Origin of the sequence: Paenibacillus pinistramenti (assembly GCF_005869875.1) — a bacterium.
In the GTDB taxonomy this organism is placed as follows: Bacteria; Bacillota; Bacilli; order Paenibacillales; family Paenibacillaceae; genus Fontibacillus; species Fontibacillus pinistramenti.
Genome location: NZ_VAWG01000002.1, coordinates 212,442 through 236,590 on the forward strand (window position 1 = coordinate 212,442; position 24,149 = coordinate 236,590).

General features: G+C 51.8%; 21 protein-coding genes. 3 read left to right on the top strand and 18 right to left on the bottom strand.

Annotated elements, in window-relative coordinates; all coding sequences use genetic code 11:
- Window positions 1-41: 41 nt before the first annotated feature.
- The 5 genes from FCN15_RS03750 to FCN15_RS03770 form a co-directional block, all read right to left on the bottom strand.
- Window positions 42-932 (bottom strand): aldo/keto reductase, encoded by an 891-nt coding sequence (locus FCN15_RS03750; RefSeq protein ID WP_138493614.1) that lies wholly within the window; start codon window positions 930-932, stop codon window positions 42-44.
- Between the two features lie 230 nt (window positions 933-1,162).
- The gene (locus FCN15_RS03755; RefSeq protein ID WP_138493615.1) at window positions 1,163-2,743 is read right to left on the bottom strand and encodes a sensor domain-containing diguanylate cyclase; all 1,581 of its coding nucleotides are present in this window, start codon (window positions 2,741-2,743) and stop codon (window positions 1,163-1,165) included.
- Between the two features lie 232 nt (window positions 2,744-2,975).
- Entirely contained in the window at window positions 2,976-3,830 is an 855-nt protein-coding gene (locus tag FCN15_RS03760; RefSeq protein WP_138494007.1) for a lipoate--protein ligase family protein, read from the bottom strand.
- A gap of 54 nt (window positions 3,831-3,884) precedes the next feature.
- Window positions 3,885-4,778 carry a lipoyl synthase gene (lipA, locus tag FCN15_RS03765; protein WP_138493616.1) on the bottom strand — a complete coding sequence of 298 codons (894 nt, stop codon included), beginning with the start codon at window positions 4,776-4,778 and terminating at the stop codon, window positions 3,885-3,887.
- Between the two features lie 258 nt (window positions 4,779-5,036).
- A complete protein-coding gene (locus FCN15_RS03770) occupies window positions 5,037-5,903 on the bottom strand; it encodes a manganese catalase (protein WP_138493617.1) in 867 nt (288 codons plus the stop codon).
- A gap of 206 nt (window positions 5,904-6,109) precedes the next feature.
- Between FCN15_RS03770 and FCN15_RS03775 the strand changes: the two genes are divergently transcribed.
- Complete coding sequence (locus FCN15_RS03775) at window positions 6,110-7,123, top strand: phosphodiester glycosidase family protein (protein ID WP_138493618.1); 1,014 nt, start codon at window positions 6,110-6,112, stop codon at window positions 7,121-7,123.
- A 33-nt stretch (window positions 7,124-7,156) separates the two neighbouring features.
- A complete protein-coding gene (locus FCN15_RS03780) occupies window positions 7,157-8,215 on the top strand; it encodes a bifunctional glycosyltransferase family 2/GtrA family protein (RefSeq protein WP_138493619.1) in 1,059 nt (352 codons plus the stop codon).
- A gap of 130 nt (window positions 8,216-8,345) precedes the next feature.
- Here the strand turns inward: FCN15_RS03780 and FCN15_RS03785 are convergent, their stop codons facing one another.
- The 10 genes from FCN15_RS03785 to FCN15_RS03830 all read right to left on the bottom strand — a co-directional run bounded on the left by FCN15_RS03785 (window position 8,346) and on the right by FCN15_RS03830 (window position 17,633).
- Window positions 8,346-9,236 carry a DUF6612 family protein gene (locus FCN15_RS03785; protein WP_138493620.1) on the bottom strand — a complete coding sequence of 297 codons (891 nt, stop codon included), beginning with the start codon at window positions 9,234-9,236 and terminating at the stop codon, window positions 8,346-8,348.
- Window positions 9,237-9,424: 188 nt separating this feature from the next.
- Window positions 9,425-9,766 carry an iron-sulfur cluster biosynthesis family protein gene (locus tag FCN15_RS03790; RefSeq protein ID WP_138493621.1) on the bottom strand — a complete coding sequence of 114 codons (342 nt, stop codon included), beginning with the start codon at window positions 9,764-9,766 and terminating at the stop codon, window positions 9,425-9,427.
- 151 nt (window positions 9,767-9,917) lie between these two features.
- Window positions 9,918-10,229, bottom strand: coding sequence for a nitrite reductase small subunit NirD (gene nirD / locus FCN15_RS03795; RefSeq protein ID WP_138493622.1), 312 nt, complete (start codon window positions 10,227-10,229; stop codon window positions 9,918-9,920).
- A gap of 5 nt (window positions 10,230-10,234) precedes the next feature.
- On the bottom strand, window positions 10,235-12,655 hold the full coding sequence (gene nirB, locus FCN15_RS03800) for a nitrite reductase large subunit NirB (protein ID WP_138493624.1): 2,421 nt from the start codon (window positions 12,653-12,655) through the stop codon (window positions 10,235-10,237).
- A 211-nt stretch (window positions 12,656-12,866) separates the two neighbouring features.
- Window positions 12,867-13,514, bottom strand: coding sequence for a response regulator (locus tag FCN15_RS03805; RefSeq protein ID WP_138493625.1), 648 nt, complete (start codon window positions 13,512-13,514; stop codon window positions 12,867-12,869).
- Window positions 13,515-13,533: 19 nt separating this feature from the next.
- Window positions 13,534-14,556: a sensor histidine kinase gene (locus FCN15_RS03810; protein ID WP_138494008.1), complete on the bottom strand. Its 1,023-nt coding sequence runs from the start codon at window positions 14,554-14,556 to the stop codon at window positions 13,534-13,536.
- 32 nt (window positions 14,557-14,588) lie between these two features.
- Window positions 14,589-15,044: a GAF domain-containing protein gene (locus FCN15_RS03815; protein WP_138493626.1), complete on the bottom strand. Its 456-nt coding sequence runs from the start codon at window positions 15,042-15,044 to the stop codon at window positions 14,589-14,591.
- Window positions 15,045-15,269: 225 nt separating this feature from the next.
- Entirely contained in the window at window positions 15,270-15,698 is a 429-nt protein-coding gene (locus FCN15_RS19275) for an AMP-dependent synthetase and ligase (protein WP_203232075.1), read from the bottom strand.
- Window positions 15,699-15,831: 133 nt separating this feature from the next.
- Window positions 15,832-16,962, bottom strand: coding sequence for an NAD(P)/FAD-dependent oxidoreductase (locus FCN15_RS03825; protein WP_138493627.1), 1,131 nt, complete (start codon window positions 16,960-16,962; stop codon window positions 15,832-15,834).
- Window positions 16,963-17,030: 68 nt separating this feature from the next.
- Complete coding sequence (locus FCN15_RS03830) at window positions 17,031-17,633, bottom strand: TetR/AcrR family transcriptional regulator (protein ID WP_138493628.1); 603 nt, start codon at window positions 17,631-17,633, stop codon at window positions 17,031-17,033.
- 281 nt (window positions 17,634-17,914) lie between these two features.
- On the opposite strand from FCN15_RS03830, the gene FCN15_RS03835 reads away from it, so the two are divergent.
- Entirely contained in the window at window positions 17,915-19,399 is a 1,485-nt protein-coding gene (locus tag FCN15_RS03835) for a DHA2 family efflux MFS transporter permease subunit (protein ID WP_138494009.1), read from the top strand.
- A gap of 71 nt (window positions 19,400-19,470) precedes the next feature.
- Here the strand turns inward: FCN15_RS03835 and FCN15_RS03840 are convergent, their stop codons facing one another.
- From FCN15_RS03840 to licT, 3 genes are all read right to left on the bottom strand, one after another.
- Window positions 19,471-20,934 (bottom strand): glycoside hydrolase family 1 protein, encoded by a 1,464-nt coding sequence (locus FCN15_RS03840; protein WP_275259472.1) that lies wholly within the window; start codon window positions 20,932-20,934, stop codon window positions 19,471-19,473.
- Window positions 20,935-21,013: 79 nt separating this feature from the next.
- The gene (locus FCN15_RS03845; RefSeq protein ID WP_138494011.1) at window positions 21,014-22,915 is read right to left on the bottom strand and encodes a beta-glucoside-specific PTS transporter subunit IIABC; all 1,902 of its coding nucleotides are present in this window, start codon (window positions 22,913-22,915) and stop codon (window positions 21,014-21,016) included.
- A 174-nt stretch (window positions 22,916-23,089) separates the two neighbouring features.
- Entirely contained in the window at window positions 23,090-23,929 is an 840-nt protein-coding gene (licT, locus tag FCN15_RS03850) for a BglG family transcription antiterminator LicT (RefSeq protein ID WP_138493629.1), read from the bottom strand.
- Window positions 23,930-24,149 lie beyond the last annotated feature (220 nt).

A 24,149-nucleotide genomic window follows, 5' to 3' on the forward strand; every position in this document is an offset into this window, starting at 1 on the left:
TAGCTGTATTAAAGTGATTGCTTTATGGTTTAGCCTGCAGCTCAGTTTAGCTCCAAATCCGCTGCACGGGCGTTCGCTTCCACCTGCTCCGGGCTCTTGCAGCCTGGAATGACGCAGCTCACTGCCGGATTCTTCAAACACCAGGCCAAGGCCCATTCCGCCATACCTACGCCTTCAGGCACCTCGTTCTGCTGAATTTGGAGGACAAGCTTCAGCTTCTCGTCGATTTCTTCCCTTTGACGTCCCTTTCTGACGTTGTCCTCAAACACAGCGCCAGGCTTGTATTTACCGCTCAGGTAACCGCTGGCAAGCGGTACTCTCGCCAGAACGCCGAGATCCTGCTCCGCGCAGGAAGGGAATACCCGCTCCTCCGGCGTACGGTCCAGACGATTATATACCACCTGTATCGCTTTAGCATTCAATTCAGTCGCTTTGCTGGTCTGATAGAGATTGTCGTTGCTTCCGATCGAAATCCCGAGATTCCGGATCTTGCCGGCCTGCACCTGCTTGTCCAGCATCGTCCACAGGTCATCGTTGTTAAAGACCTCGTCCGGACCGGAGTGGAACTGGTAGAGATCAATATAGTCCGTTCTCAGCGCCTTCAATGACTCGTCCAGCTGTATACGAATCTGCTCCACGCTCCAGGCATGCTCCCAGTGGTCATGCCACTGATGGCCGAATTTCGAGGCAATAACCCAGTCCTCACGGCGGTCACGGGCTATAAAATCACCAATAAAGCTTTCAGACATATGATGCGGTCCGTAGCATTCGGCCGTATCAATCAGGTTGATGCCCAGCTCTTTCGCCCGGTACAGAATCGCGTCTACTTCATTCTGCGTGTAATCCTTGCCCCAGTCACCGCCGAACTGCCATGTGCCTACACCAACAACAGATACGTTAAGCTCGGTCTTGCCAAGTCTTCTGTACTTCATTCTTTCCACCTCTTAATCCTAGTTTGGGAATACGAGTTTGGGCCAATCTATTCAACAGTAAGACAACAACACAACAACACAACAGATATCGCTTTCATGATAGGCGAAAATGATCTTAAATTCAAATTCCCCCTGAAGCACAGCACAAAACCGGCCGCTGCCGGCCGGTTTTGCGTAGGATTTTTCTGTGATTATTCTATGCTTCTTCTATCCGGATGAATGAATTCCATTTACAGCTTGCCGCCCTGGCTGGAAGTCTCCCCACGCCTCCCCCTGCGTTTCACTTTATACATCGCTTCATCGGCCAGGATCATTAAAGTGTGAATGTCCGTTGCATCTCTTGGATAAACACTTAGCCCCGCGGAGAAAGAAATCGGTATTTCCCTGCCCTTATAGACAAACGGATTCTTCTCCAGAGCAGAAAGCCGGCCTGTTACCTCCTGGTCCATAGTATTGCCGGAAGTGTAAGGAAGAATCAGCAGAAACTCGTCTCCTCCGATCCGGCCGATGAAATCCCCCGGAAGCTGAATCTTATAGGTAAGCAGATTAGCGATATGCTTTAAATACAGGTCGCCGACAAGATGCCCGTAAGTATCATTGATCGGCTTGAAATGGTTCAAATCAACCATGACTAACGCAAAAGGCTCCTGGTCCGCTGCTTTCTGCAGCAGCAGCTCCTGAATAGCCGCACGATTATACAAATCGGTAAGCGGGTCGTGATGGGCGATATGCTTGTAGCTCTGCTCGGATTCGAGCAGCTTCCTTTCCGTATCTTTTAACGAGGTGACATCCGTAAGGTGCATGACAAACAATTCCTCGTTCGCTCCTTCGATGCGGTCAATGCCCATAATCAAATCCAGGTGTTCCCTAGGCGGATTGTGCATCTGAACCTCCATTTGAGAGACCTGGGTCTGGCCTTGTAAGAACAAATGAAGCAGCTCTTCCACGGTGATGCCTTCCTTAAATTCAAACAGACCCGGAATATCCTCAGCAGGAATTCCTTCGAACCATTGCAGCGCCCGCGGATTCATTTCTTTAATCGTGCCCTTGGTATCCAGCAGGAGAATCGCATTTGGCGCAGATTCAAACAGAATATGGAACAATTTGCGGTATTCGGGCATAATGTTGTGCTTGCCGATCAAATGCCGAAGGATGGCCGCCCAGAGAAAGTAATTAATAAAATAGAAGATCATCGCCACACGGGTTGTAAACAGCCCGGTCTGCTGCAGCGCAGTAATGATAATGAACCAGACAAACAGCATAAATAAGTTAAGCAGCAGCGACCGGTAGATTCTCTTTCGTTTAGTCTCCTCGGAACGATACCAGCAAACAGCAAGCAGTACCGCCGAGAACAGGATATAACCGGCCACAAAGATCAGGGTAAGCAGCAGAAACAGCGGGTCGAGCGGGCTGCGTCCGTCCGTCACATTGACATTGTAGAGCTCCCGGTGATCCTTCATCACCAGAAAGACAGCCCATAGCAGGTAAGGGGCCGCATAAACAGCAGGCAGCCCTCTTGTTAATGGTAAAGTTATCGTTCCGCCCATCAGGATACTAAGGTGAACTAACGTGCAGATGACCAGCAGGAGCGTGGGTGCGCTTCCATAAAGTACTAGCTGCATTTGATATTGGGGCAGCAGCGAAGTCTTCAGGTATTCAAAGAGAAAATAGAACAGGAAAGCTGTCATCAGTAAGGCAGCAATCCGGTTAATCATACTCTTTCTGTTCCTATGAATTAAGGTTATAGCCATGTAGAAGAAGAAGTACGTAGGCAGCAAAATCGTAATAAAGTCCAGGAATAGTTCATTCATCTGCAGGTCCCTTTCTATGATGTCAACAGCAACAGTATAGTCCTCTTGCCCAGGACTTACAAGCATGGGGAATGTTAGAAATTATGCAGGGATCGCTATTCGGACCGCAAGATGACTGCCTCTGGGGTTAATCCACTCCGCTTGAAAAAGAAAACCGTCCCTCTATCAGGGACGGCAAGATCTATCAGAAATTAGACTGCCGGAGCTGACCAGCTCCGGCTGCAGCCTGCCTTTAGCGCGATCGGTTCCATTCCTCGGTCCCGTATTTGGTCCGCACCAGCTCTTCAGCCAGCTCCTCTTCGTAGGCCGTAAGCGGCTCAGCGGCAAGCGGTACGCCAAACGCTTCAGCAAAACCAACCCGAAAGGCCTCTTCCGCTTCTTCAAGTGAAACCTCCCGGCCGTTCTTAAGCCGAAGTGCATCGTTAATGGCTACGGCTTTCTCCTCTACAACCTTCTGCCAGCGTTGTCTGGACCGGCTGTCGGCGAACTGGAGCAGCTCAAACAGCAGCTCCGTCTGGTTGTCTACTGGAATCGAGCCGTGCTGAAGCACGATGCCGCGGGAGCGCATCTGTGCGCTGCCGGCGATCTTACGCCCTTCTACCGTCAGCTCGTAGCGGGAAGGCGAATCGAAGCAGGCAGCGGAACGGGACAGGCGGGCCGCCTGCGGTGTTTCCCCAGCGGCCAGCTGATAGCCGCCGGTCATCTCCGCTTCCAGGCCAAGGCGTTGAAAGCCGTATAACAGGCCTTCGCTGAGAACTCTATAACCCTCGTCTACGTGCTTCGGGAGACCCGGGTAGGTTTCCGGTACGACCAGCGAATAAGTGACCTCGCGGTCGTGAAGGACGGCCCTGCCGCCGGTCGGCCGCCGCACAAAGCCGACGTTATGCCGGCCGACAGCGTCAAAGTCGATTTCTTTCGCGGCCTTCTGGAAATAGCCGACCGAGAGCGTGCCGGGCAGCCAGTTATAAAATCTTACGGTTGGCGGAACCCGTCCTTCGTGCTGCGCGATCATGATCGCTTCATCAACAGCCATATTCATGACGCCCGAGCGCCGGCCCGTATGAACAAACCGCCAAGGGTTAGACATGTCAACAGGCTGCTGGTTTTGGGCTTTATCCTGATTCATTCCTGGCACCCCCTGTTATTCCGCCGCAGCTGGTTCCTGGCGTTTCTTGGCATGCTCGGCCTGTTCATGTGCATGATAAGAGCTGCGGACGAGCGGCCCGGCTTCAACATGGGCGAAACCGATGCGCAGCCCTTCCTGCTTCAGCTCGGCAAATTCATCAGGCGTATAGTAGCGCTGAAGCTGGATGTGCTTGAGGGTAGGCTGCAAATACTGCCCGATCGTAATAATATCAACCCCGGCTTCGTGAAGGTCGTTCATCGCCTGAATCAGTTCTTCCTTGGTCTCACCCAGACCGACCATAATCCCCGATTTGGTCGTTTGTTCCGGCCGCAGCTCCTTTGCCTGACGGAGCACACTGAGCGAACGGTCATACTTGGCTTTGGCTCTAACTTTGTCGGACAGTCTTGCTACGGTCTCCAGGTTATGGTTCAGCACATGAGGCTTGGACTCCAGAACAATTTGCAGCCGTTCAGGTTCACCGCCCAGGTCAGGAATCAGCACCTCGATGTTCGTCAGCGGATTTAGTTCACGAACCGCCTGAATCGTTGCCGCGAACATGGATGCCCCGTGATCATTCAAATCGTCACGCGCTACCGATGTAATGACTACATGTTTAAGTCCCATATCCCGTACAGATTCTGCCACATTCTGCGGCTCTTCCAGATCCAGCTCTGTCGGCAAACCGCTTGTTACAGCGCAGAACCGGCAGGCCCGGGTACAAATGCTCCCCAGAATCATAAAGGTTGCCGTCCGCTGGCTCCAGCATTCGTAAATGTTCGGGCATTTCGCCTCTTCGCATACGGAGTGAAGCTTACGGCCGCGCATCATTTTCTTCAGTTCCTTGTACTCTTCACCAGTATTCAGCGAAATTCGAAGCCAGTCTGGTTTTCTTTCCATTGTGCGGCGCATGATTGTCCTCCTTGACAATTTGTGATCGCTTTAATAGTCATTCATTTCCATATTGTAGACGTATGACATCAAACCTTCAAGTCCAAGGTCCGGTCACTGCACTGCCCCTTCCCCTTCCCCTCCTATTATTCTCCTATTAATGAAGGTTTTGATTGATATGAAAAAAATAAAGCGGGTGCCCCCCTCATCTTAATGACATTCGGGGCACCCGCTTAGTTTCTATTAGTCTTTAGTTCAATCAGCTAGTCTTTAGTTCAATCAGCGGTTTACCGGCTTTTGCTTCTGTCCCGGATTCACTACATAAGGTTTTGAGCCGGGAGTGCTGTGCTGATGATCCGCCGGAGGAGATAACACAGGAGTCTGGCCTTCAGCCTGTGGCTTGGCTACATATTCGAAATTCCCTGTCCCATCCGGCAGCGGGCCGCTTGCCCAGCGCCCTTCGCTGCTCTCCTCGCCTTCGGAGAAATTCAGGAACTGCCGGGTTGCTGGTTCAACCGTCAGCTCTCTCGGGAACGAGGCTGGAACGATTTTGCCGTCAAGCTCCTCAATTTCTTCGATCGCGGCCATCCACTGATTCTGGTGCATAATATCACGGGCAATCATAAAGGACAGCATGTCGCGGATGCCCGGGTCAGTCGTTTGTTCATACAAACGGACCACCTGCAGCAAGCCTTGGGATTCTGCGTTCAGGTTAGCTCTGAAATCGGCCAGAAGGTTACCGCTCGAAACAATATATTTGCTGTTCCACGGATAGCCATTGCTGTCAGCCGGTGCAGCGCCCAGCCCAGTTACAATAGCGTGCTGAGGATTCATCCCGCCGAGCGCCGCTGCGATTAACGGATCCTTCGCCGCTTCATCAACCTCGGCAGCCGGAGCGCCGTCAAGCAGCTGTGAAATCATGGTACAAAGCATTTCGACATGGCCGATTTCCTCTGTTCCGATGTCCAGAAGCATGTCTCTGTATTTTTGCTCAGCCCGGCAGTTAAAGCCTTGGAACAAATACTGCATCATGACCGACATTTCACCGTACTGCCCGCCTAATACTTCCTGCAGCTTCCTGGCGTAGACAGGGTCCGGTTTCTCCGGCTTCGCGCGGTATTGGAGTTCTTTAATGTGAAAAAACATGTGATCACTCCTCATTCGTAGTAGATTGCGGCTTCGGTAATATCTATAACCTGGAATTTTTTATACCAAACAGCAAATTGAAAACCGATTGCGCAATAAGCCCTGTTATCAGCGAACTTTCAGGAAGCAGCCTTTCTCATTTAAGGTTCATTAAAGATTAGTTCACTATTCTTAAGGCACAAGATCTTTCAAGGAGTGAACTTTAGATGACTCAAAAGAAGAAGAAAACCAAACAAAAAATCATAATCAGTGTTGCACTGTCTCTTACTGCTGTTGGCGGTATCTTATATGGTCTGGCGGATCGTTATTTAATCGAACATGTGGATACAGTAGTTGCTGCGCCCGTTACGGCGTCGAAATCCAGCACGGTTACGGCCTCGGCGACAGGTTCCGGCACAAGCACGGCTTCAACTACCAGTACCACTTCCAGTTCGTCTGCAGATTCAAGTTCAGCGGCAGGAACCGTGACCTCGGACGATTGGAACTATAACAGCAGCGATATCAACATCTCGATTACAAAGAATGAAACCGGCAGCGGTTCGGACAAAATCACCTATTATGTTGCGGATATCCAGCTGGCAAGCTCCTCCAATCTGCTGACTGCTTTTGCCAAGAATGAATTTGGCACAAACATCACCCAGGACACGTCGACGATTGCCTCTTCCAATAATGCGATCTTTGCCATCAACGGTGACTACTACGGCTTCCGTGATGACGGCGTAGTCATCCGCAACGGCGTCTTGTACCGGGATGAGCCTGCCCGGGACGGGCTTGCATTGTTCAATGACGGCACAATGAAGACTTATGACGAAGAAGAAACCTCCGCAGACGAGCTGCTGGCGGAAGGCGTTACAAATACCTTCTCCTTCGGCCCGATTCTAGTGAAAGACGGCGTTGCCGTAGACAATTTTGATAATGTCAGCATTGATACCAACTTTGGCAACCGCTCGATTGATGAAGCCAACCCGCGTACGGGAGTCGGGATCATCTCTCCGAATCATTACGTATTTGTCGTCGTAGACGGACGGCAGGAGAACTACAGCAGAGGCATGACCCTGAACGAATTTGCCCAGCTGTTTGAGGATTTGGGCGCTACTGATGCTTACAACCTCGATGGCGGCGGCTCTTCCACCATGTATTTTAACGGCAGAGTGGTCAACAGTCCTGGCAGCAAGGGCGAAGAGCGCGGAGTCAGCGACATTCTCTTTATCGCCGAATAATGAAGACAACAAACGGAAAGGATGATGAGCTTTATGACGATCTTAATCCCGGCCTATGAGCCCGACAACCGGCTCCTTTCGCTTATCGAGAAGCTGAAGGAGGCTCGTTTCAATAAAATTGTTGTCATTGATGATGGCAGCGGAGAAGCTTACCGAAAAATCTTTGATGCCGCCCGCCAGGCGGGCTGTACCGTGCTCAGGCATGCCACCAACCTCGGCAAAGGCAGAGCTCTGAAGACAGGATTTAATTACCTTAAAGACACTGGTGAGAGAGAAGGAATCGTCTGCGCAGACAGCGACGGACAGCATCTGCCTTCCGACATTAAGCGGATTGCGGAGGCCGTTGATTCCCATCCGAATGAAATTGTACTGGGATGCAGGCATTTTACCGGAGATGTCCCCCTGCGAAGCCGTCTAGGCAACAGCGCTACCCGGTTAGTGTACAAATTAACAACAGGCATCCGGATCTTTGATACCCAGACCGGCCTGCGCGGCTTCTCGGCTCCCATGCTGGATTGGCTGTGCCAGCTTCCCGGAGAGCGGTTCGAGTATGAGATGAACATGCTGCTCCAGGCAGAAGGAGACGGTTACGCCCTGCATGAGGTGCCGATTGAAACGGTTTATCTGGAGGAGAACAAATCCTCCCACTTTCGTCCTATAGCTGATTCGGTCAAAGTCTATGCACCGATTCTAAAATTCTGTTCCTCGTCGCTGCTGTCGGCACTGCTTGACTTCCTGCTGCTGTTCGTCCTGCAGGCGCTGAGCGGAAGCCTCCTCTTCTCTGTCGTCGGCGCGAGACTGGGCAGCTCCATTTGCAACTATTTGATGAACCGGCGGTTCGTATTCGGCAAACGGAAGCAGACTAATGGCGCTTCAACCTCCGCTGTCCAGTATTTCTCGCTGGCTGTAGGGATTCTGATCATGAACTATGTGCTTATTGACGTATTTAACAACGTCCTGAACATTCCGCTCTTCATCGCCAAGCTGCTGACAGAGATCACTCTCTTCGTAATCAGCTACTGGGTTCAGCGTAATGTGATCTTCAAATCGAACAAAGGGAGCAAAGTCAGCACGACGAGCAAGGTGAGCTAGGAGAACGGCCCAAAGGCCGACTTGAATAGCCTTGATATCCATGGAGCAGCTCTCAATCTAGGTCCATTATCCCGAAAAATCAAACGGCCCTCCGCTCCGGAGGGCCGTCATTTTATGCTTGGCTGCCGCCTTACTCAGCAGCGCCTGTCACTTCGGCAGGAATTTCAATGCTGCCGATTTCGTTCGCTTTAGAGACTTTGCCTGCCATTTTCATGATCATAGAAACCTCTTGTTCCTCTACGGTCATTCCCATCTCCATATTGACATTTATATCAACCGGATAGTAGGTCTTCTTATCCACGGTGTAGGACATGTCCAGGCTCTTGATATCCATTTGCTCCAGCAATTGTTCCGTCTGCTCATTCGCTCCTTCGTTCTGCAAAAGGAAGCTCTTGGCCAGCTCTTTCACACCATTGCCCGACAGATTCGCTTTCAGAAGATATACGTCGCCTTGATCCGTAACCTCAGCCTTGTCGGCAATGGATTCAAACTGCTTGAACTGCTGCTCGGGACTGCCGGCATTCTTCATTTGCTCCAGAATCGGAGCCGCGCTTTCATCCGGAAGCTTCATCCAGCTTCCATTGACCTGCGAATAAATTCCGTCCTGCGTAATGTACTGCTTGATGGTTCCGCCGCCTTGATCATCAGGCAGGTTCGATGTAACCTCCTGATAGATGGCGAACGGCTCCTTGACCATTTCCTGCTTGGTCTTCATGGAGATGTTCTGGGTCTGCTGCTCACCGTCAATGGTCATCGTCACATTCTCATCAATGGTGCTGTCCATGGCAAAGCTCTTCAAGCCAGTGCCTGCTTCGGTCACCTTCTGGATCAGTTCTTTGACTGTTGGGACTCCGGTGTCCGTTTCCGCTGCTGCTGCAGAGTTCGTGCTTGCCGTTTCGACGGCCGCGTTCGAGCTCGATTCGGCTGCTGCCGCCGCGCTCTCCGTCTCCTCTTTGCTGCCGCATGCCGTAAGACCTGCTGTTAACATCAACCCTGCTAAAATAACTGCCAATTTCTTCAAAACGATGCCCCCTAATGATGTAATCCCAAAAATCATACCCCAATTCTAGAGGTTTGAAATCATTTTACTCCAAAATTAAGGCTATATTCCTAGAAATTAGGTAGTACAAGCATGTGAGTTATAAAAAAAACAGAGCCTCTCGGAAGAGACTCTGCTGCACATTCTACACTGTAAAGGTCGTGCTGGAGTTAAACCTGCAGGCCATTTGCTTTGCTGCGAAGATCTTTCACTCTGACATTCGTACTATACAGAGAAGCATCGCTGCTCACTTTGAAAGAGGGGAACTCGCGGTCGGCTTCGATGCGCATTGTTTCGTCAAACTGCTGGTGCTGCTGGCGGTCTACAACAAATTTAAAAGGCTGCTCCTGAACCAAAATGTCCGTTGGCAGCGGGGAATCGATCAGCTGAATCACCAGTACGCCGTTGCATCCGCAGTCCTGCGTATCATAGAACAGCTTGATGTATCCGGAATCTGTACCTATATCATTCTTCAGCTTCTGTTCTGTCCATTCATTCAGTTCAATTCTCATGGGTGTTCTTCCTCCTTATCCTGTCCTGTTATGCCATGTCTGCCCTTCCATCATACCAAAAAAAACGGAAAGATGACGCTCTATTCTTAGAGCGCCATCTTCAGCAAGACTGTTCAGCTGCAGCTGTTACAGACGATTCGGCTTCTGGCCGTTAAACCAGCACATACACCTCTTCATTTTCAACCACAGTCTCAAATGTGGCTACAGACCCATGGTCCGGCTCCTGGACCTGGCCGTCCAGCAGGGAGATTTTCCAATCATATAATGGGTCATAAATGTACTCTCCGGACACAATTCCCTCGGCAAGCGGCCCTTGTCTGAAGGGACTGACATTCTCCAAAGCCTTGATCCGGCCGTCACTCAAGCGGAATACGGCAATCTTGGTATCTCCGGCAACAACGCTGTGTCCGATTCTCGGCAGAAGCTCTTCAACTTTCGCAACAAATACCTTTGTCTTTACCATCTCGATTACCCCCTTACAACCTCGTACAATTCTTTCTGAATCTGTTTATCTTCAACAACTTTCTCCCAAGGGTTGCGGCGTTTGCCGGCAACAGCCTCGTCCAGGCGTTTGTTCAGCTCGGCACGCTGCTGCAGGTCCAGCAGAATTTCTTTCACATGGTCAAAGCCCATCCGGTTAAGCCATGGAGCCGTACGCTCGGCATAGGTGCCAGTCTCACGGTAGTATTGAATGAATGCGCCGCAGATATCAATAACTTCCTGCTCGGTTTCAACCGTGGTCAGCAGCTTGCCTTCCTGTACTTCCGTACCGCCGTTGCCGCCGATATAGATCTGGAAGCCGTTCTCGACGCCGATGACGCCAAAGTCCTTGACTCCGGTCTCTACGCAGCTGCGCGGGCAGGCCGAAACGCCCATTTTGAATTTGTGCGGTGTATCAATAAACTCGAAACGTTCCTCAAGCTTAATGCCAAGTCCCATCGAATCCTGGGTACCGAACCGGCAGAAGGCAGCGCCGACACAGGTCTTCACGGAACGGACCCCTTTGGCGTAAGCGGAAGCGGAAGTCATATCCAGCTCTTCCCATACATCCGGCAGATCCTCTTTCTTAACGCCGTACAAGCCAATCCGCTGGCTGCCTGTCACTTTCACCAAAGGCACTTCATATTTCTCGGCAACCTGAGCGATCTTCATCAGCTGCTGAGGAGTGGTTTGTCCTCCGCGCATTCTTGGAATGACAGAGAACGTGCCGTTGTTTTGAATATTGGCATGCAGACGTTCGTTGACAAACCGGGATTCCGGCTCATCCTCATGGTCTTTAGGGAATGCCACATTCAAGTAGAAGTTGATGGCAGGGCGGCATTTCGGACAGCCTTCCTTGTTGCGGAAAGCAAGCTGCTCGTATACTTCCTGCGAGGATGTGAGCCCTTTTTCATGGATTTGCAGCACAATTTCATCTCTCGACAGATCCGTGCAGCCGCAGATACCGGTTGGCGCGCTTGCCACTTTGTCACCCAGAACATAAGTCAGCAGATCGCCGATCATGCCTTTACATTTGCCGCAGGAGCCGCCCGCTTTGGTGACCTTGGTCACTTCAGCAACCGATGTGAGGTCCTTCTCACGGATCGCCTTCAGGATCGTTCCTTTGGTTACGCCGTTGCAGCCGCAGACGGTTTCGTCATCCGTCCATTGGGTTACATCACCTGCAGCAGCTGCGCCTCCGCAGCAGCCTCCTGCTGCCGATAACAGGGAGATCGAAGTGAATTCGGAGATGTCCTGTTTCTGCTTCAGCATTTTGAAATAGCGGTTCTCCTCGGAAGTATCGCCATAAAGCACGATGCCTACCACCTGGTTATCCTTAATGAACAGCTTCTTGTAGCTGTTGGCCAATCCGTCATAGGCTTCAATGCTCTTGACGCCTTCCTGCTCCTTAATCTCACCGGCAGAGAACAAGTCACAGCCAGATACTTTAAGGGAGGTGTAGGTTGTGCTGCCGCTGTATGGAGCGGCTGCCTGGCCTGTCAGCATATCCGCAAGCACTTTCCCCTGTTCGAACAAAGGTGCAACCAGACCATAAACGGTCTTGTTATGCTCGGCGCATTCCCCTACTGCAAAAATATCTTTAACCGACGTTTCCATCCAGTCATTGACTACGATCCCCCGGTTAACCGTTAATTCTGCTTGACGGGCAAGAGTAGTCTCCGGGCGAATCCCCACCGTCATAACGACCATATCAGCTTCCAGCTGAGTGCCGTCGCTGAATTCCAGACCCGTAACTCTTGTATCGCCAAGGATCCGTGCTGTTTTCTTCTCCATCAGGAATTTAAGGCCCTGCTTCTCCAGGTCCGCTTTCAGCAGCCCGCCAGCCATCTCGTTCAGCTGGGTCTCCATCAGCCATTTCTCCAAATGAATGACAGTGACGTCCATCCCTTGATCGACCAGCCCTTTAGCGGCTTCCAGCCCGAGAAGTCCTCCGCCGATTACCGCGGCTTTGCGGTAGGATTTGGCGATCTCCAGCATTTTCAGCGTGTCATCAATGGTGCGGAAGCCCATAACACCTTCAAGGTTCGAGCCTTCGATTGGCAGAATGAAGGATCTCGACCCTGTAGCAATGATACATTTATCAAAGCTGATTTCCTTGCCGCTCTCTGTCCGTACGATCTTGGCAGCCGCGTCCAGCTCTGCAGCCGGATCGTGATGAACCAGCTCAATATGCTGCTCTTCATACCAGCTCTGCGGATTCGTAATAATCTCTTCAATTGTATTCTTGTTCTGCAATACATTGGACAGCATGATTCTATTATAATTGGTGTAGTTCTCTTCACCGATGATAGTTATGTCAAAACGATTCGCGTCACGTTCCAAAATTTCTTCAATGGTTCTTACGCCGGCCATTCCGTTCCCGATCAACAATAGCTTCTCTCTAGTCATGATATTCCCTCCAGATTGTGAATTTGTTCACTTATCTATGTGTTAAATGTATCACAGGTGGCATCTCTAAACCTATTAGGGAAATACCTGAATAATGGATCAGGCGGCAGGCTTTCCTTCGGGCAAAACGCTCCTTCTATAAGGGAATTCCCTACATAGAAAAAAACCTTGAAGAAAAAGCGCTGAAACCCCGGCTTTTTCTTCATTCCGGTTAAAAATCCAGCAGCTTCTTCTTCAAGGCATATTCGACCAGCTCAGGACGGCTCTTTAATTTCAGCTTCTCCATAATTTTGGATTTGTGAGCCTCGACCGTCTTGACGGAGATAAACAGCTTCTCCGCTATTTCTTTGTTCCCGTATCCCTTGGCGATCAAGGGCAATATTTCGATCTCCCGCTTGGACAGAACCTCAAGAGGATCATCAGCAGGGTCGGCCTGCTCCGCTTTCTTCCAATCCCGGACGAGGGAATTGGCCATTTTGGGATGGATATACGTATCACCGCTGTAGACAGTCCGGATTGCGAACAGCAGCTCTTCTTCCGGCGCATTCTTCAGGACATAGCCGCTCGCGCCATTTTTCAGGACATGAAATAAATATTCCTCATCATCGTACATCGTCAGGATCAGGATCTTTGTACCCGGAAAATCCTCCTTGATCCTCCCTGTGGCCACCAGTCCCCCCTCGCCCGGAGGCATGCTGAGGTCCATAATCAAAATATCCGGCCGGAGCTGCTCCACTAAGGAGTACGCCTCGATGCCGTCAGCCGCCGTTCCGACAACCTCCATATCCTTCTGAAAGTTCAGGATCATGGAGAAGCCGCTCCGCACGATCGCATGATCGTCTGCAATTACGATCTTCATCTTCTGGTCCACCCTTCTCTCACTCCCCGCTCGGCACCGGCACTTGGAGGAATACGCGGGTCCCCTCGCCGGGCTTGGACAGGACGCGGAGCACACCGCCCACCAGCTCAGCCCGCTCTTGCATGCCGAATAATCCTAAGCCGGTCCCGATCGGCTTGCTTCCCGGCTGGAAGCCTGCCCCTTGATCTTCAACCACCAGCTGCAGCATGCCTTCTTTCTCTTCAAGCACCACTTCCACCCGGTCTACCTGCGCGTACTTCAGCGCATTCATGACCGCTTCCTGGCAGACCCGGTACACAACCGTTTCGATTTCGCTGGAATAACGCTTCTTGTCCAGAGAAGAGGTGAAATCCACGAGCAGGCCGTAGCTCTGCTCCAGGCGCTTGAAATGGGTCTTGAAGGCTGCCTCAAGGCCGAAATCATCCAGTGTCGCCGGCCGGAGCTCGACGGACAGATTGCGCACATCATCCAGAAGGCGGGTCATCAGCGCCTCGGTCTGGTTCATTTTGCCCACCAGCTTCTCGTCATCCGTCAAATATTTAAGGACGCGCAGGTCAACCACCGCGCTCATCAGCTCCTGCGCCACGCTGTCATGCAGTTCACGCGAAATTCGTCTGCGTTCGCTCTCCTGCGCCTCAATAACATGCTTCATGACCTTGTTCTGATAGAGCTTCTCCTGGGTCTGATATTGCTTGATCATACTTCTGAGCATCAGCACCCGGGTCCCCTCTTCCGGATCAATCGTCTGAAAGGAAGCCGTGTAAGGAACGACCTCCTTCCCCTTCGTCTCCAGAAAGATTTGAAAGGAAGTGAATTCCCTCAGCTCAGGGTTATGCATATAACAGTTCGTGCAGGTCATTTGCTCCGCCTCGCTTGTGAACCCCCTGCAGACCTCGCAGATGCCGTGTCCGTCCCCCTGCAGAATCCGTCTGATCTTCTCCGGCGTCATGATGGCCTCTGCTGCCGGATTCATCGCAATGATTTTTCCGTGCCGGTCAAAGAAAATAATCACTTCCGAGCTTTGCTCAAACAGCTTGATCATCAAGGAGCCGATTGGATTGTTCCCCGCACTCGTCAACTTGGCATCATTTCCTTTCCGTTTAGATCATGAAGTCCACCTGAGACGAGCTTCTGCAAATCCTGCATCGACTGGACCGTTACCCGTCTGTCATCTCTGTACCCGCCCAGCAGAATGCCGGCAACGCGGCCGTCGTGCCACACCGGCACCGCAACGAGACTGATTAAGTCTTCCAGCTTGATAATCGGATATTGAAAAATATTTTCCGGACCGACAAAGTCGGGTACATATGGAATAAGGAGCGGTTTGCCGGTCTTAAATACAATCCCAGGCACCCCTCTGCCCGATTTGAGCAGAATCCGTTTGTAGCCATCATTCAGATTGCCGGAAGCGAACTTCCACTTTATCACATAATTAAACTCAGCCGGCTCAACCAAAGCCAGCGACATAAAGTCATAATCGAACTGGCTGCGCATTTCATCCAGTATGGCCTGATACTGTGTATTGTTCATCGTTATACCACCTATTTCGCCGGCAAAAGAATCTCTTTTGTCCCAGGCTGTTTCTTCTCTTCTGGTATAGCATAAACTTAACCTTTAGATATTTCAATGAACTTCATTCAACGAATGAACACGATCGGACTGCATTTCTATTGAGAATATGTACAGCAAAAAGGGACAGCCACAAGTCTGGTAAGACTTGCCGGAACTGCCCCCGCTGATTTTCTTCAAAGCTGATTATTGCTGGTAACCGGTTCCGTGAGAAGGATTACCGGAGCTGCCCATCCCTGTATGACCCATGCTCTGGCTCATCCCGCTTTGTCCATAGTTCTGCGTGCCAAAGGCCGGCTGATTAAAGGCGTGCTGCATGCCCTGGTTCATCATGGAGCCTTGAATAGAGCTTTGAACGGAGCTTTCGATCTGGTTAACGAGGCTTGAAATCTGCTGGTACTGCTGCATAGCCAGCTGATGGCCTTGAAGCGCCGTCTGGATCGTGTGCGCCGCTCTGCGTTCACGCTGTGAAAGCTCTTCAAGGCGCATGGCATTCTGCTGCTCCTGTTCCAGCATCTGCTGGTACGTATTGGTCGCCTGGCGGGTTTGCTGCTCCAGCTGACGGATGGCCTGCTCGATTTGGCGGATTTGCTGGGATACGTTCGAATTGTACATGGTAAATAATTTCCTCCTAAAAATGTAGGTTGGTAACGGAAATAGGTTTACCTTAAAGTGGAGATCTATGCACGCTTCCCCCGCTCCCTTACTCCCTGCTCATTCCTTGCTCTCAGCGTTCAACTCTCAGTGTTTATTCGTTGCCAAAAGCCTTCCGAACCTCGTAGTCGCTAAGCTCCAATTCCGGGTCCGGCTCCAGATTCAGCGCCAGCCTGGCCAGCTGGCTTCCGATATAGGGGCCGACAGTCAGGCCGGATGCTCCGAGGCCGTTGGCAGCAAGCAGCCCGTCCCATCCGGGTACCGGGCCAAATACGGGCAGAAAGCCGGGCGTGAACGGACGGAATCCGACTCTTGTCTCTCGGAAGGTGCATTCCGCGAGCGCCGGCGCCAAATCCAGCCCTTTATTCAGCACTTCCTGAATGCCGCCTGCCGTTACTCTCGTGTCGAAGCCGGTGTCGTTTTCATGAGTGGCTCCCATGACGATGCTCTGCTTATCAAAAGCGAGCAAATACTGGTCGGTAGGCGGCATAAGGACAGGCCAGCTGCCGGTATCGGCCGAGCCCGGAAGCTCCAGATGCACGATCTGCGCCTTCTGAAAGCCGACGATCATCGGGATACCGAGCGGCCGCAGCAGCTCCCCGGCCCACGCACCGGCGCACACCATGACTTCATCCGCCTGATAAGCTTTGCCGCCTGCGGCAACTCCCGTCACCCGATTCTCGCTAAAGGTAAGCTTGGCATCATCGTGTATAAGTACCGCCCCGTTCCTTTGTGCCGATCTCAGCAGGGCATCCCGCAGGGCCCGCCCGTCAACACGCGCAGCACCGCTGATATGCACGGATTGAAACCCTTCTCTGAGCGGCGGGAACAAATTCCGGGTCTGCTGGTCATCCAGACTGGATATCATCCCGATTTCCGGCGCATCGTGAAGGCGCGCATAGGCCCGTTCTTCCATCTTGATGATCTTAGCAGGATCTTCATGAATGTTTAAAGCGCCGACTTGGGCATAACCCGTGTCTGTCTCTCCTTCGTCCTCCAAGGCTTGAATCAAATCGGGATAATACCGCGCCCCGGCTTTAGCCAGACGATACCAGGACTTGTTCCGCCGCTGGGAGAGCCATGGGCAGATAATGCCTGCCGCCGCATCTGTGGCTTGTCCTTTGTCCTTCCGGTCGATGATCAGCACCTCTGCCCCCAGCTTCGCCAGATGGTAAGCCGCCGATGCTCCCAGAATCCCTGCTCCGATAACAATGAATGTCTTCATGATGCTCTTTCTGCCTCTTTTCCTATCTGCGTGCAGCAGTACAATTTATTTTAAAGGTCTAAAAATGATTAGAGCTGCTCCCCCAGCTCCTTGCGGTGCAGCAGCGCGAACTGCTTAGCCAGAAAAACAGGCGTATACGGCATGTCATTCCGCAGCCAGGATACGATGGTGCCGATCAGCGCGGAGGAGCCGTGCCAGATGGCAATATCCTTTTGAATGCCGGCTCTGGCGCCATAGGAATCACTGCCCTGGGATTCGATTCTTTGGGTTATCATATCCGTCAGCAGGCGGAGCAGCCGCTCTGTGAATATAGGGGTGCGCCTTGAGCCCAATATGACTTTATAAAATTTAGCATGCTGAGCAATATGCTCAAGCAGCTTCACGAGCATTTTCCACTCAGGGTCTATGGCTGCATTCGCCTGTTCCCGGGGAATTTTAATCGCCTCCTGGAGTTCCTCGATCATTTCCTCGGCCATTTTCTCGAGCATATCCGGAATATCCCTGTAATGCAGATAGAAGGTTACCCGGTTGATGGTGGCGCGCTCTGCAATGCGGCTGATCGACATTTTCTCGATATCCATTTCCTGTACCAGGTCGACAAAGGCCGTCTTGATCAGCTGCCGGGTACGGATCACCCGGGGATCGGTTTGGGATTTGACTGGATCGGTCATACTGCTTGCTTCCTCCCTTCGCGGATCAACAATATAGAAGATCAACAATATAGAAGTTCAATAATATAGAAAATCAACAATATAACTAAGATTTGAAGTATTTTTCTCAGCTGGACTACAAATGTAAGACAAAGTGTAAATTAAATTACAGTTTTATGAAAATCGTAAATTGTAAGGCAATGCCTTCCTGACTATAATCTAATTTATGCAATGTTTATTATTAAACACATTGTAAATTAAGTACAGAGATGATTACAAGGAAGGAGTCTTTGAAGAAACCTATGGATGCTTCTATTCGTTCCATCAAGAAAGGGCCGATTCTGGTCATTATGATTCTGGGCGCCTTTCTGGCAACCCTGAACCAAACCGTAATGAGCGTGGCGATCCCTGAGCTCATGACAGATTTTAACATTACGGCTGCAACCGCGCAGTGGCTGACAACCGGCTACATGCTGGTGAACGGGATTCTGATTCCCATTACAGCCTATCTCATGCAGAGATTCACGACCCGGCAATTGTTCCAGGCCTCGATGTTTATTTTCCTGGCTGGGACGATTGTATCCGCGATCTCAGTCAGCTTCCCGGTTCTGTTAACCGGACGGATGATCCAGGCAGCCGGAGCCGGCATTATTATGCCGCTGCTGACAAACGTCATTCTCACTCTGTTCCCGCCTGAAAAAAGAGGAGCGGCCATGGGCACCATGGGCCTTGCCATTATCTTCGCGCCCGCCATCGGGCCGACTCTGGCCGGCTATATTCTTGAGAACTACAAATGGGAAACGATGTTCTACGGCATGATTCCGCTTACCATCCTGGTCATTATCAGCGGATTCGTATATTTGAAGAACGTGTCCGAACCGGTCCGCGGCAAAATCGATCTGCTCAGTGTGCTTCTGTCTACGATCGCATTTGGCGGGCTGTTATACGGCTTCAGCCAGGCGGGAAGCGCAGGCTGGTCTGACGACGAGGTGCTGATTGCTTTTGCAGCGGGCATCGTGGCTCTTGGGCTGTTCGTATGGAAGCAGCTGACATCCGGCAATCCTCTGCTGGACCTGCGTGCCTTCAAGTATAATATGTTCTCCCTGACAACGGTCATCAATATTCTGATCACTATGGTTATGTATGCCGATATGATGCTGCTGCCTCTGTATCTGCAGAATGCTCGCGGTTATACGGCGCTGGAATCCGGCCTGCTGCTCCTGCCGGGCGCGCTGGTCATGGGCTTCCTAATGCCTGTAACCGGGCGGCTGTTTGACCGCTTCGGCGCAAAATGGCTGTCCGTCATCGGCCTGATCATTACAATCGGAACCACTGCCGGGTTTATTAACCTGACGGATTCCACCAGCTACACTTATCTGATTCTCATGTCAACGGGCCGCCGGATCGGGATGGCGCTGCTGCTGATGCCGATCCAGACTGCAGGCCTGAATCAGCTGCCGAACCGCCTGAATGCGCATGGCACAGCGATTTCCAATACGGTGCGGCAGGTGGCCGGAGCGGTAGGTACTTCCCTCCTCGTAACGGTTATGACAGACCGTACGAAGACGCACCTCACCAAGCTGATGACCAGCGGCGGAGCAGGCAGCAGCTCACAGCAGCAAATGATTAATGATGCCACCATTCAGGGGATTAACGATGCGTATGTTGTCATCATCGGCATTGCCGTTCTTGCCCTGCTGTTCTCCTTCTTCATCAAACGGGTTGCCCACAGCACGGAAGGAGCATCCGACGCGGCATTAAAGAAGACGGTTGCTAAAGAGGCTTAAGCTAGAATAGAAAAAGATGGCCGTGCGAAGGAGGTTATCCTTGCACGGCCATCTTTTGTTTTTGCTGGAAACTACAGCTCTTCGCCGTTGCTCTCAATCACCTGCTTATACCAGTAGAAGCTCTTCTTCGGCTTGCGGTCCAGCGTGCCCTTGCCCTCGTTATCCTTATCCACATAGATGAAGCCATAGCGCTTCTTCATCTCACCGGTGCCGGCGCTGACAAGGTCGATGCAGCCCCAAGGCGTATAGCCGATGAGGTCGACACCGTCGAAGATCGCCTCTTTCATCGCTTCGATATGCTGCTTCAGGTAGTCGATCCGGTAATCGTCGTTGATCGAGCCGTCCTCTTCCACCGTATCCACCGCGCCAAGTCCGTTCTCCACGACCATCATCGGGATGCCGTAGCGGTTATAAATGTTGTTCATCGACCACCGCAGGCCCTGCGGGTCGATCTGCCACTCCCAGGCGCTCGCTTTCAGGTAAGGATTCTTGAGGCCCATCGACATGTTGCCGCCGATCTTCTCCTGATCCGGGTCGGCGCTGACGCAGGTGGAGGAGTAGTAGCTGCAGGTGTAATAGTCCACGCAGCCTTCGGCCAGAATCTGCTCGTCGCCGGCTTCCATGGCGATTTCAATGCCTTTTTCCGCAAAATAACGCTTCGCGAAGCCTGGATACGCCCCTCTTACCTGCACATCGGAGCACAGGAAGTTCGTCAGGTTGTCCTTCTGCTGCGCCAGGATCACGTCATCCGGGTTGCAGGTCAGCGGATAGGAGCACAGGTAGGCGATCATGCAGCCAATTTTGAACTCCGGGTTGATCTCGTGTCCGAGCTTGACGGCTTTGGCGCTGGCGACAAACTGGTGGTGGAGCGCCTGGTAGCGCTGCTGCTCGTTATCCTTCATCGTCGTCAGATCGGCTTCGGCATCAGGCAGAATGGCTCCTGCAAAGATCGAGCCGAATGGCATCGTCAGCATGTTGATTTCGTTGAACGTCAGCCAGTATTTGACAGTGTCCTTGTAACGGTTAAAAATCGTCTCGCAGTACTTCACGTAGAAATCGATCAGCTTGCGGCTGGTCCAGCCGTTATATTGCTTCGCCAGATTCAGCGGCGTCTCATAGTGCGAGATCGTCACGAGAGGCTCGATGCCGCGTTTCTTCAGCTCGGCGAACACCGAGTCATAAAATTTCAAGCCTTCTTCATTCGGCTCCGCGTCGTCGCCGTTCGGGAAGATCCGTGACCACGCGATCGATAAACGGAACACCTTGAAGCCCATCTGGCCGAACAACTCGATGTCTTCCTTGTACCGGTGGTAGAAGTCGACCGCTTCATGGCTCGGATAGTTCAGGCTCTCATCCAGCTCCAGCGTAATTCTTCTCGGCGTCGTATGTGTTCCGGCCGTCATCACATCGGCGGTGCTCAGTCCTTTGCCGCCTTCGTTGTAGCCGCCCTCCAGCTGATTGGCTGCGGTCGCGCCTCCCCACAGGAAGCCTTCCGGAAATTTGTTAATGGCTTGATTCTTCATCACTTGATTCATAAGTTCATTTCCTCCTTTAAAGTTCCGGCCCGGAACCGGAAGCTTGATGTTGCCGCCGGCCCGGACCGATCAAATATTTTTAGATGACAACCGTCAGCAGATCTTCCTTGAAATTGACCGATTGTTTCTCCGTTTCGATGACATCCAGATAGTTCCCCGAGTTGGTCACGATCACTGGAGTCGTCAGGACAAAGCCCTCACCGCGGATGGCGTCCATATCGAATTCAAGCAGCAGGTCGCCTTTCTTCACATGCTCGCCCTGTTTCTTCATCGGGGTAAAATGCTTGCCTTTCAGCTTCACGGTATCCTTGCCCACATGAATCAGTACCTCGACGCCGTTGTCGCTGGTAATGCCGATGGCATGACCGGTAGGGAACACGTTTGTCAGCACCCCGTCGACAGGGGAATACACTTTGCCTTCGGCCGGTTCAACCGCGATGCCTTTACCCATCGCTCCGGTAGAGAACGCTTCATCCGTTACATCGCAGAGAGCAACAACGCTGCCTTTAACCGGGCTGGCTACAGTCTCCTGCTTCACCAGCGACTCACTTTTGCCGATACCGTTGTTCTGGTTCTCAGTCTTGATTTCATCGTCTTTGAAGCCTGCGAACAGCATCACCAGGAAGCCCAGCACAAGGCAGCCGAACATACCGATAAGCATGCCGTAGAAGCCGGTGTCCATACCGTTCGGTCCGATATAGCTCGGGATCGCAAAGACACCCAGACCGCCGATCATATAACCTCTGGAACCCATGCCTCCAATAATGGCGCCGCCGACGGCCGCTACGATACAGCTCAGAATGAACGGCTTCTTGCGCGGCAGCGTGATGCCGTAAATCGCCGGCTCGGTTACACCGAAGATACCTGAAATAAACGCCGGTACAGACAGAGATTTCAGCTTCACATTCTTCGTCTTAAGCAGGATGGCCAGAACGACACCGGTTTGTGCGAAGGAAGCGCCCATTACGGTGGCAAGCACCGGATCGTAGCCGAGTACCGTCAGGTTGTTGATAGCGACCGGAACGAGACCCCAGTGCAGTCCGAAGATGACAAATACCTGCCAGAATCCGCCAAGCAGCGCGCCGGCAACGAGCGGACTCAGGTTATACAGGAACACGGTTGCTGCGCCGAGCAGCTGGCCGGCCCAAGTGGACACAGGTCCAATAACAATCAGTGCAAGCGGTACGGTAACAAGCAGGGTGCAGAACGGCACCAGGAAGGTCCGGACGACGCTTGGAATAATCTTTTTGAAGCCGGCCTCAATCTTGGAGCCTACATATGTCGATACGATAATCGGAATAACACTGGATGAATAGCTCATCAGGATGACCGGAATGCCCAGGAACGTCAGGTAGACCGGCGATTCGAACGTCGTGCCGCTAAACAGCGTGTACAGCGGTTTGCCGGAAGCCGTTAAGCTTGAGAACGTCGGGTAGACGAGGGTCGCGCCGATCGCCATGCCGATGAAGATATTCGCATTAAACTTCTTGGCCGACGTATATCCGAGGAAGATCGGGAAGAAGTAGAACAGACAGTCACCGATTGCGCTCAGAATCTGGTATGTGCCCGAAGTGCTCGTGAGCCAGCCCAGTGCCAGGAACATGGCCGCAAAGCCTTTGATCATACCGGTTGCAGCCAGCACGCCCAGTGTCGGCGAGAATACGCCGGAGATCATATCAATAAACGCGTTGAGCAGTCCCTGCTTCTCCTTGACAGGTGTTTCTGCAGCGGCCTGGAAGCCGCCGATGGCCGCAACCTCTGCATAAACCTCAGGCACATGGTTGCCGATAACAACCTGATACTGTCCGCCGCTCTGTACGACCGTAACGACGCCGTCCATATTTTTCAATACATCCGTATTGGCCTTGCTCTCGTCTTTCAATTTAAAGCGAAGGCGTGTAATGCAGTGCGTAAGGCTGTTGACATTTTCTTTGCCGCCGACATTCTTGATCACGTCTTTCGCCAGCTGTTCGTATTTCATCATGCTCTCCCCTTCGTTCGTACAAATTTCTTCATCGTAGTATCCCTTGATCAGCCAATTGCTTATACAACCAGTTGTTTTATACAAAAAAGGCGAGACCTTATAGACGCAGCACATCTGTGTGCACTGCCGCTATAGTTGGTCTCGCCTGCATTACCAGTAACAATCCAAAGGTTATTCAGTTTGTCTGTGCGTTACCCGGTGAACGTGAATCGTTAAATACAATTTCTCTTCATCGGACAATTCGGTGCCCAGGTATTTCTCGATCTTCAGCATACAATCGTAGGCCTTCTTGTACTTCGCCTTGACCTGCCTGAGCAGGAAGTCATCTTCCAGCGCCGCCGGGACATCCCGTTTGTGCAGTCTTTGGAAGAAGAACCGCAGATGGGTGATGAACCTCTCGTAGCTGACCGATTTCTCATCCGGCGTAATATTGTAAGTGTACTTGATGATATTCATAATATCCTGGATCTTCTCCGTCAGGTGAGCCACATCAGCCACCTTGCTGCCCGGGCCGTTCACCTGGGCATTGATCAGATGGAGCGCAATATTGCCCGCTTCATCCTCCGGCAGCCGTCTGTGGACCGTCTCCTCAATGAATTCCAGCGCCTTCAGGCCGATGGCGAATTCCTTGGGGTAGAACTTCTTGATCTCCCAGATCAGCGGGTTGACATTCTTGACCCCTTCATCATACATCCGGAAGACATTATTCATGTGATCCGTCAAGGTTACGTAAATGTACTCGCTGAGCGGGACCCCCAAATTATTCTTCGCGTACTCAATAATATCGTAGCACAGCGACACATCGTCGGAAGGCACATCCTCCAGCAGCAGCTTGAATTTCTCGGAAGCATCCTTCTGCTTCAGAATGAACACTTTCTCAATCAGACTTTCGTCAACCGGATCTCCGACACTTTTCTTAAAAGCGATGCCGCAGCCCATCACAACAAGCTCCTGCCGATGCGGGTCATTGGCTACAATGGCATTATTGTTGAATATCTTCTTGATAATCATCCAGGCTGCTCTCCTTCACCGCGTTTGCGATCGTATTGGTCACCCAGGATTAAGTCGCCGGATCTAAGCGCTTTCATCTTCGTCAAAACCTTTGCCTTTCTTGGCTCTCTCCTTCCTTTCTGCATTGGAGTTTGAGTGACGGAAACGGGACATGGAGACTAAAAAAGGCAAAACCCAAAACATGTCTCGTGCATGTCCTGGGTCTTGCCTTCTTCAGTAA

Coding starts and splice junctions, on each gene's coding strand:
- FCN15_RS03750 (WP_138493614.1), bottom strand. CDS start 932: ATGAAGTACAGAAGACTTGGCAAGACCGAGCTTAACGTATCTGTTGTT.
- FCN15_RS03755 (WP_138493615.1), bottom strand. CDS start 2,743: ATGAATGAACTATTCCTGGACTTTATTACGATTTTGCTGCCTACGTAC.
- FCN15_RS03760 (WP_138494007.1), bottom strand. CDS start 3,830: ATGTCTAACCCTTGGCGGTTTGTTCATACGGGCCGGCGCTCGGGCGTC.
- lipA (WP_138493616.1), bottom strand. CDS start 4,778: ATGCGCCGCACAATGGAAAGAAAACCAGACTGGCTTCGAATTTCGCTG.
- FCN15_RS03770 (WP_138493617.1), bottom strand. CDS start 5,903: ATGTTTTTTCACATTAAAGAACTCCAATACCGCGCGAAGCCGGAGAAA.
- FCN15_RS03775 (WP_138493618.1), top strand. CDS start 6,110: ATGACTCAAAAGAAGAAGAAAACCAAACAAAAAATCATAATCAGTGTT.
- FCN15_RS03780 (WP_138493619.1), top strand. CDS start 7,157: ATGACGATCTTAATCCCGGCCTATGAGCCCGACAACCGGCTCCTTTCG.
- FCN15_RS03790 (WP_138493621.1), bottom strand. CDS start 9,766: ATGAGAATTGAACTGAATGAATGGACAGAACAGAAGCTGAAGAATGAT.
- nirD (WP_138493622.1), bottom strand. CDS start 10,229: ATGGTAAAGACAAAGGTATTTGTTGCGAAAGTTGAAGAGCTTCTGCCG.
- nirB (WP_138493624.1), bottom strand. CDS start 12,655: ATGACTAGAGAGAAGCTATTGTTGATCGGGAACGGAATGGCCGGCGTA.
- FCN15_RS03805 (WP_138493625.1), bottom strand. CDS start 13,514: ATGAAGATCGTAATTGCAGACGATCATGCGATCGTGCGGAGCGGCTTC.
- FCN15_RS03810 (WP_138494008.1), bottom strand. CDS start 14,556: ATGATCAAGCTGTTTGAGCAAAGCTCGGAAGTGATTATTTTCTTTGAC.
- FCN15_RS03815 (WP_138493626.1), bottom strand. CDS start 15,044: ATGAACAATACACAGTATCAGGCCATACTGGATGAAATGCGCAGCCAG.
- FCN15_RS19275 (WP_203232075.1), bottom strand. CDS start 15,698: ATGTACAATTCGAACGTATCCCAGCAAATCCGCCAAATCGAGCAGGCC.
- FCN15_RS03825 (WP_138493627.1), bottom strand. CDS start 16,962: ATGAAGACATTCATTGTTATCGGAGCAGGGATTCTGGGAGCATCGGCG.
- FCN15_RS03830 (WP_138493628.1), bottom strand. CDS start 17,633: ATGACCGATCCAGTCAAATCCCAAACCGATCCCCGGGTGATCCGTACC.
- FCN15_RS03835 (WP_138494009.1), top strand. CDS start 17,915: ATGGATGCTTCTATTCGTTCCATCAAGAAAGGGCCGATTCTGGTCATT.
- FCN15_RS03840 (WP_275259472.1), bottom strand. CDS start 20,934: ATGAATCAAGTGATGAAGAATCAAGCCATTAACAAATTTCCGGAAGGC.
- FCN15_RS03845 (WP_138494011.1), bottom strand. CDS start 22,915: ATGAAATACGAACAGCTGGCGAAAGACGTGATCAAGAATGTCGGCGGC.
- licT (WP_138493629.1), bottom strand. CDS start 23,929: ATGATTATCAAGAAGATATTCAACAATAATGCCATTGTAGCCAATGAC.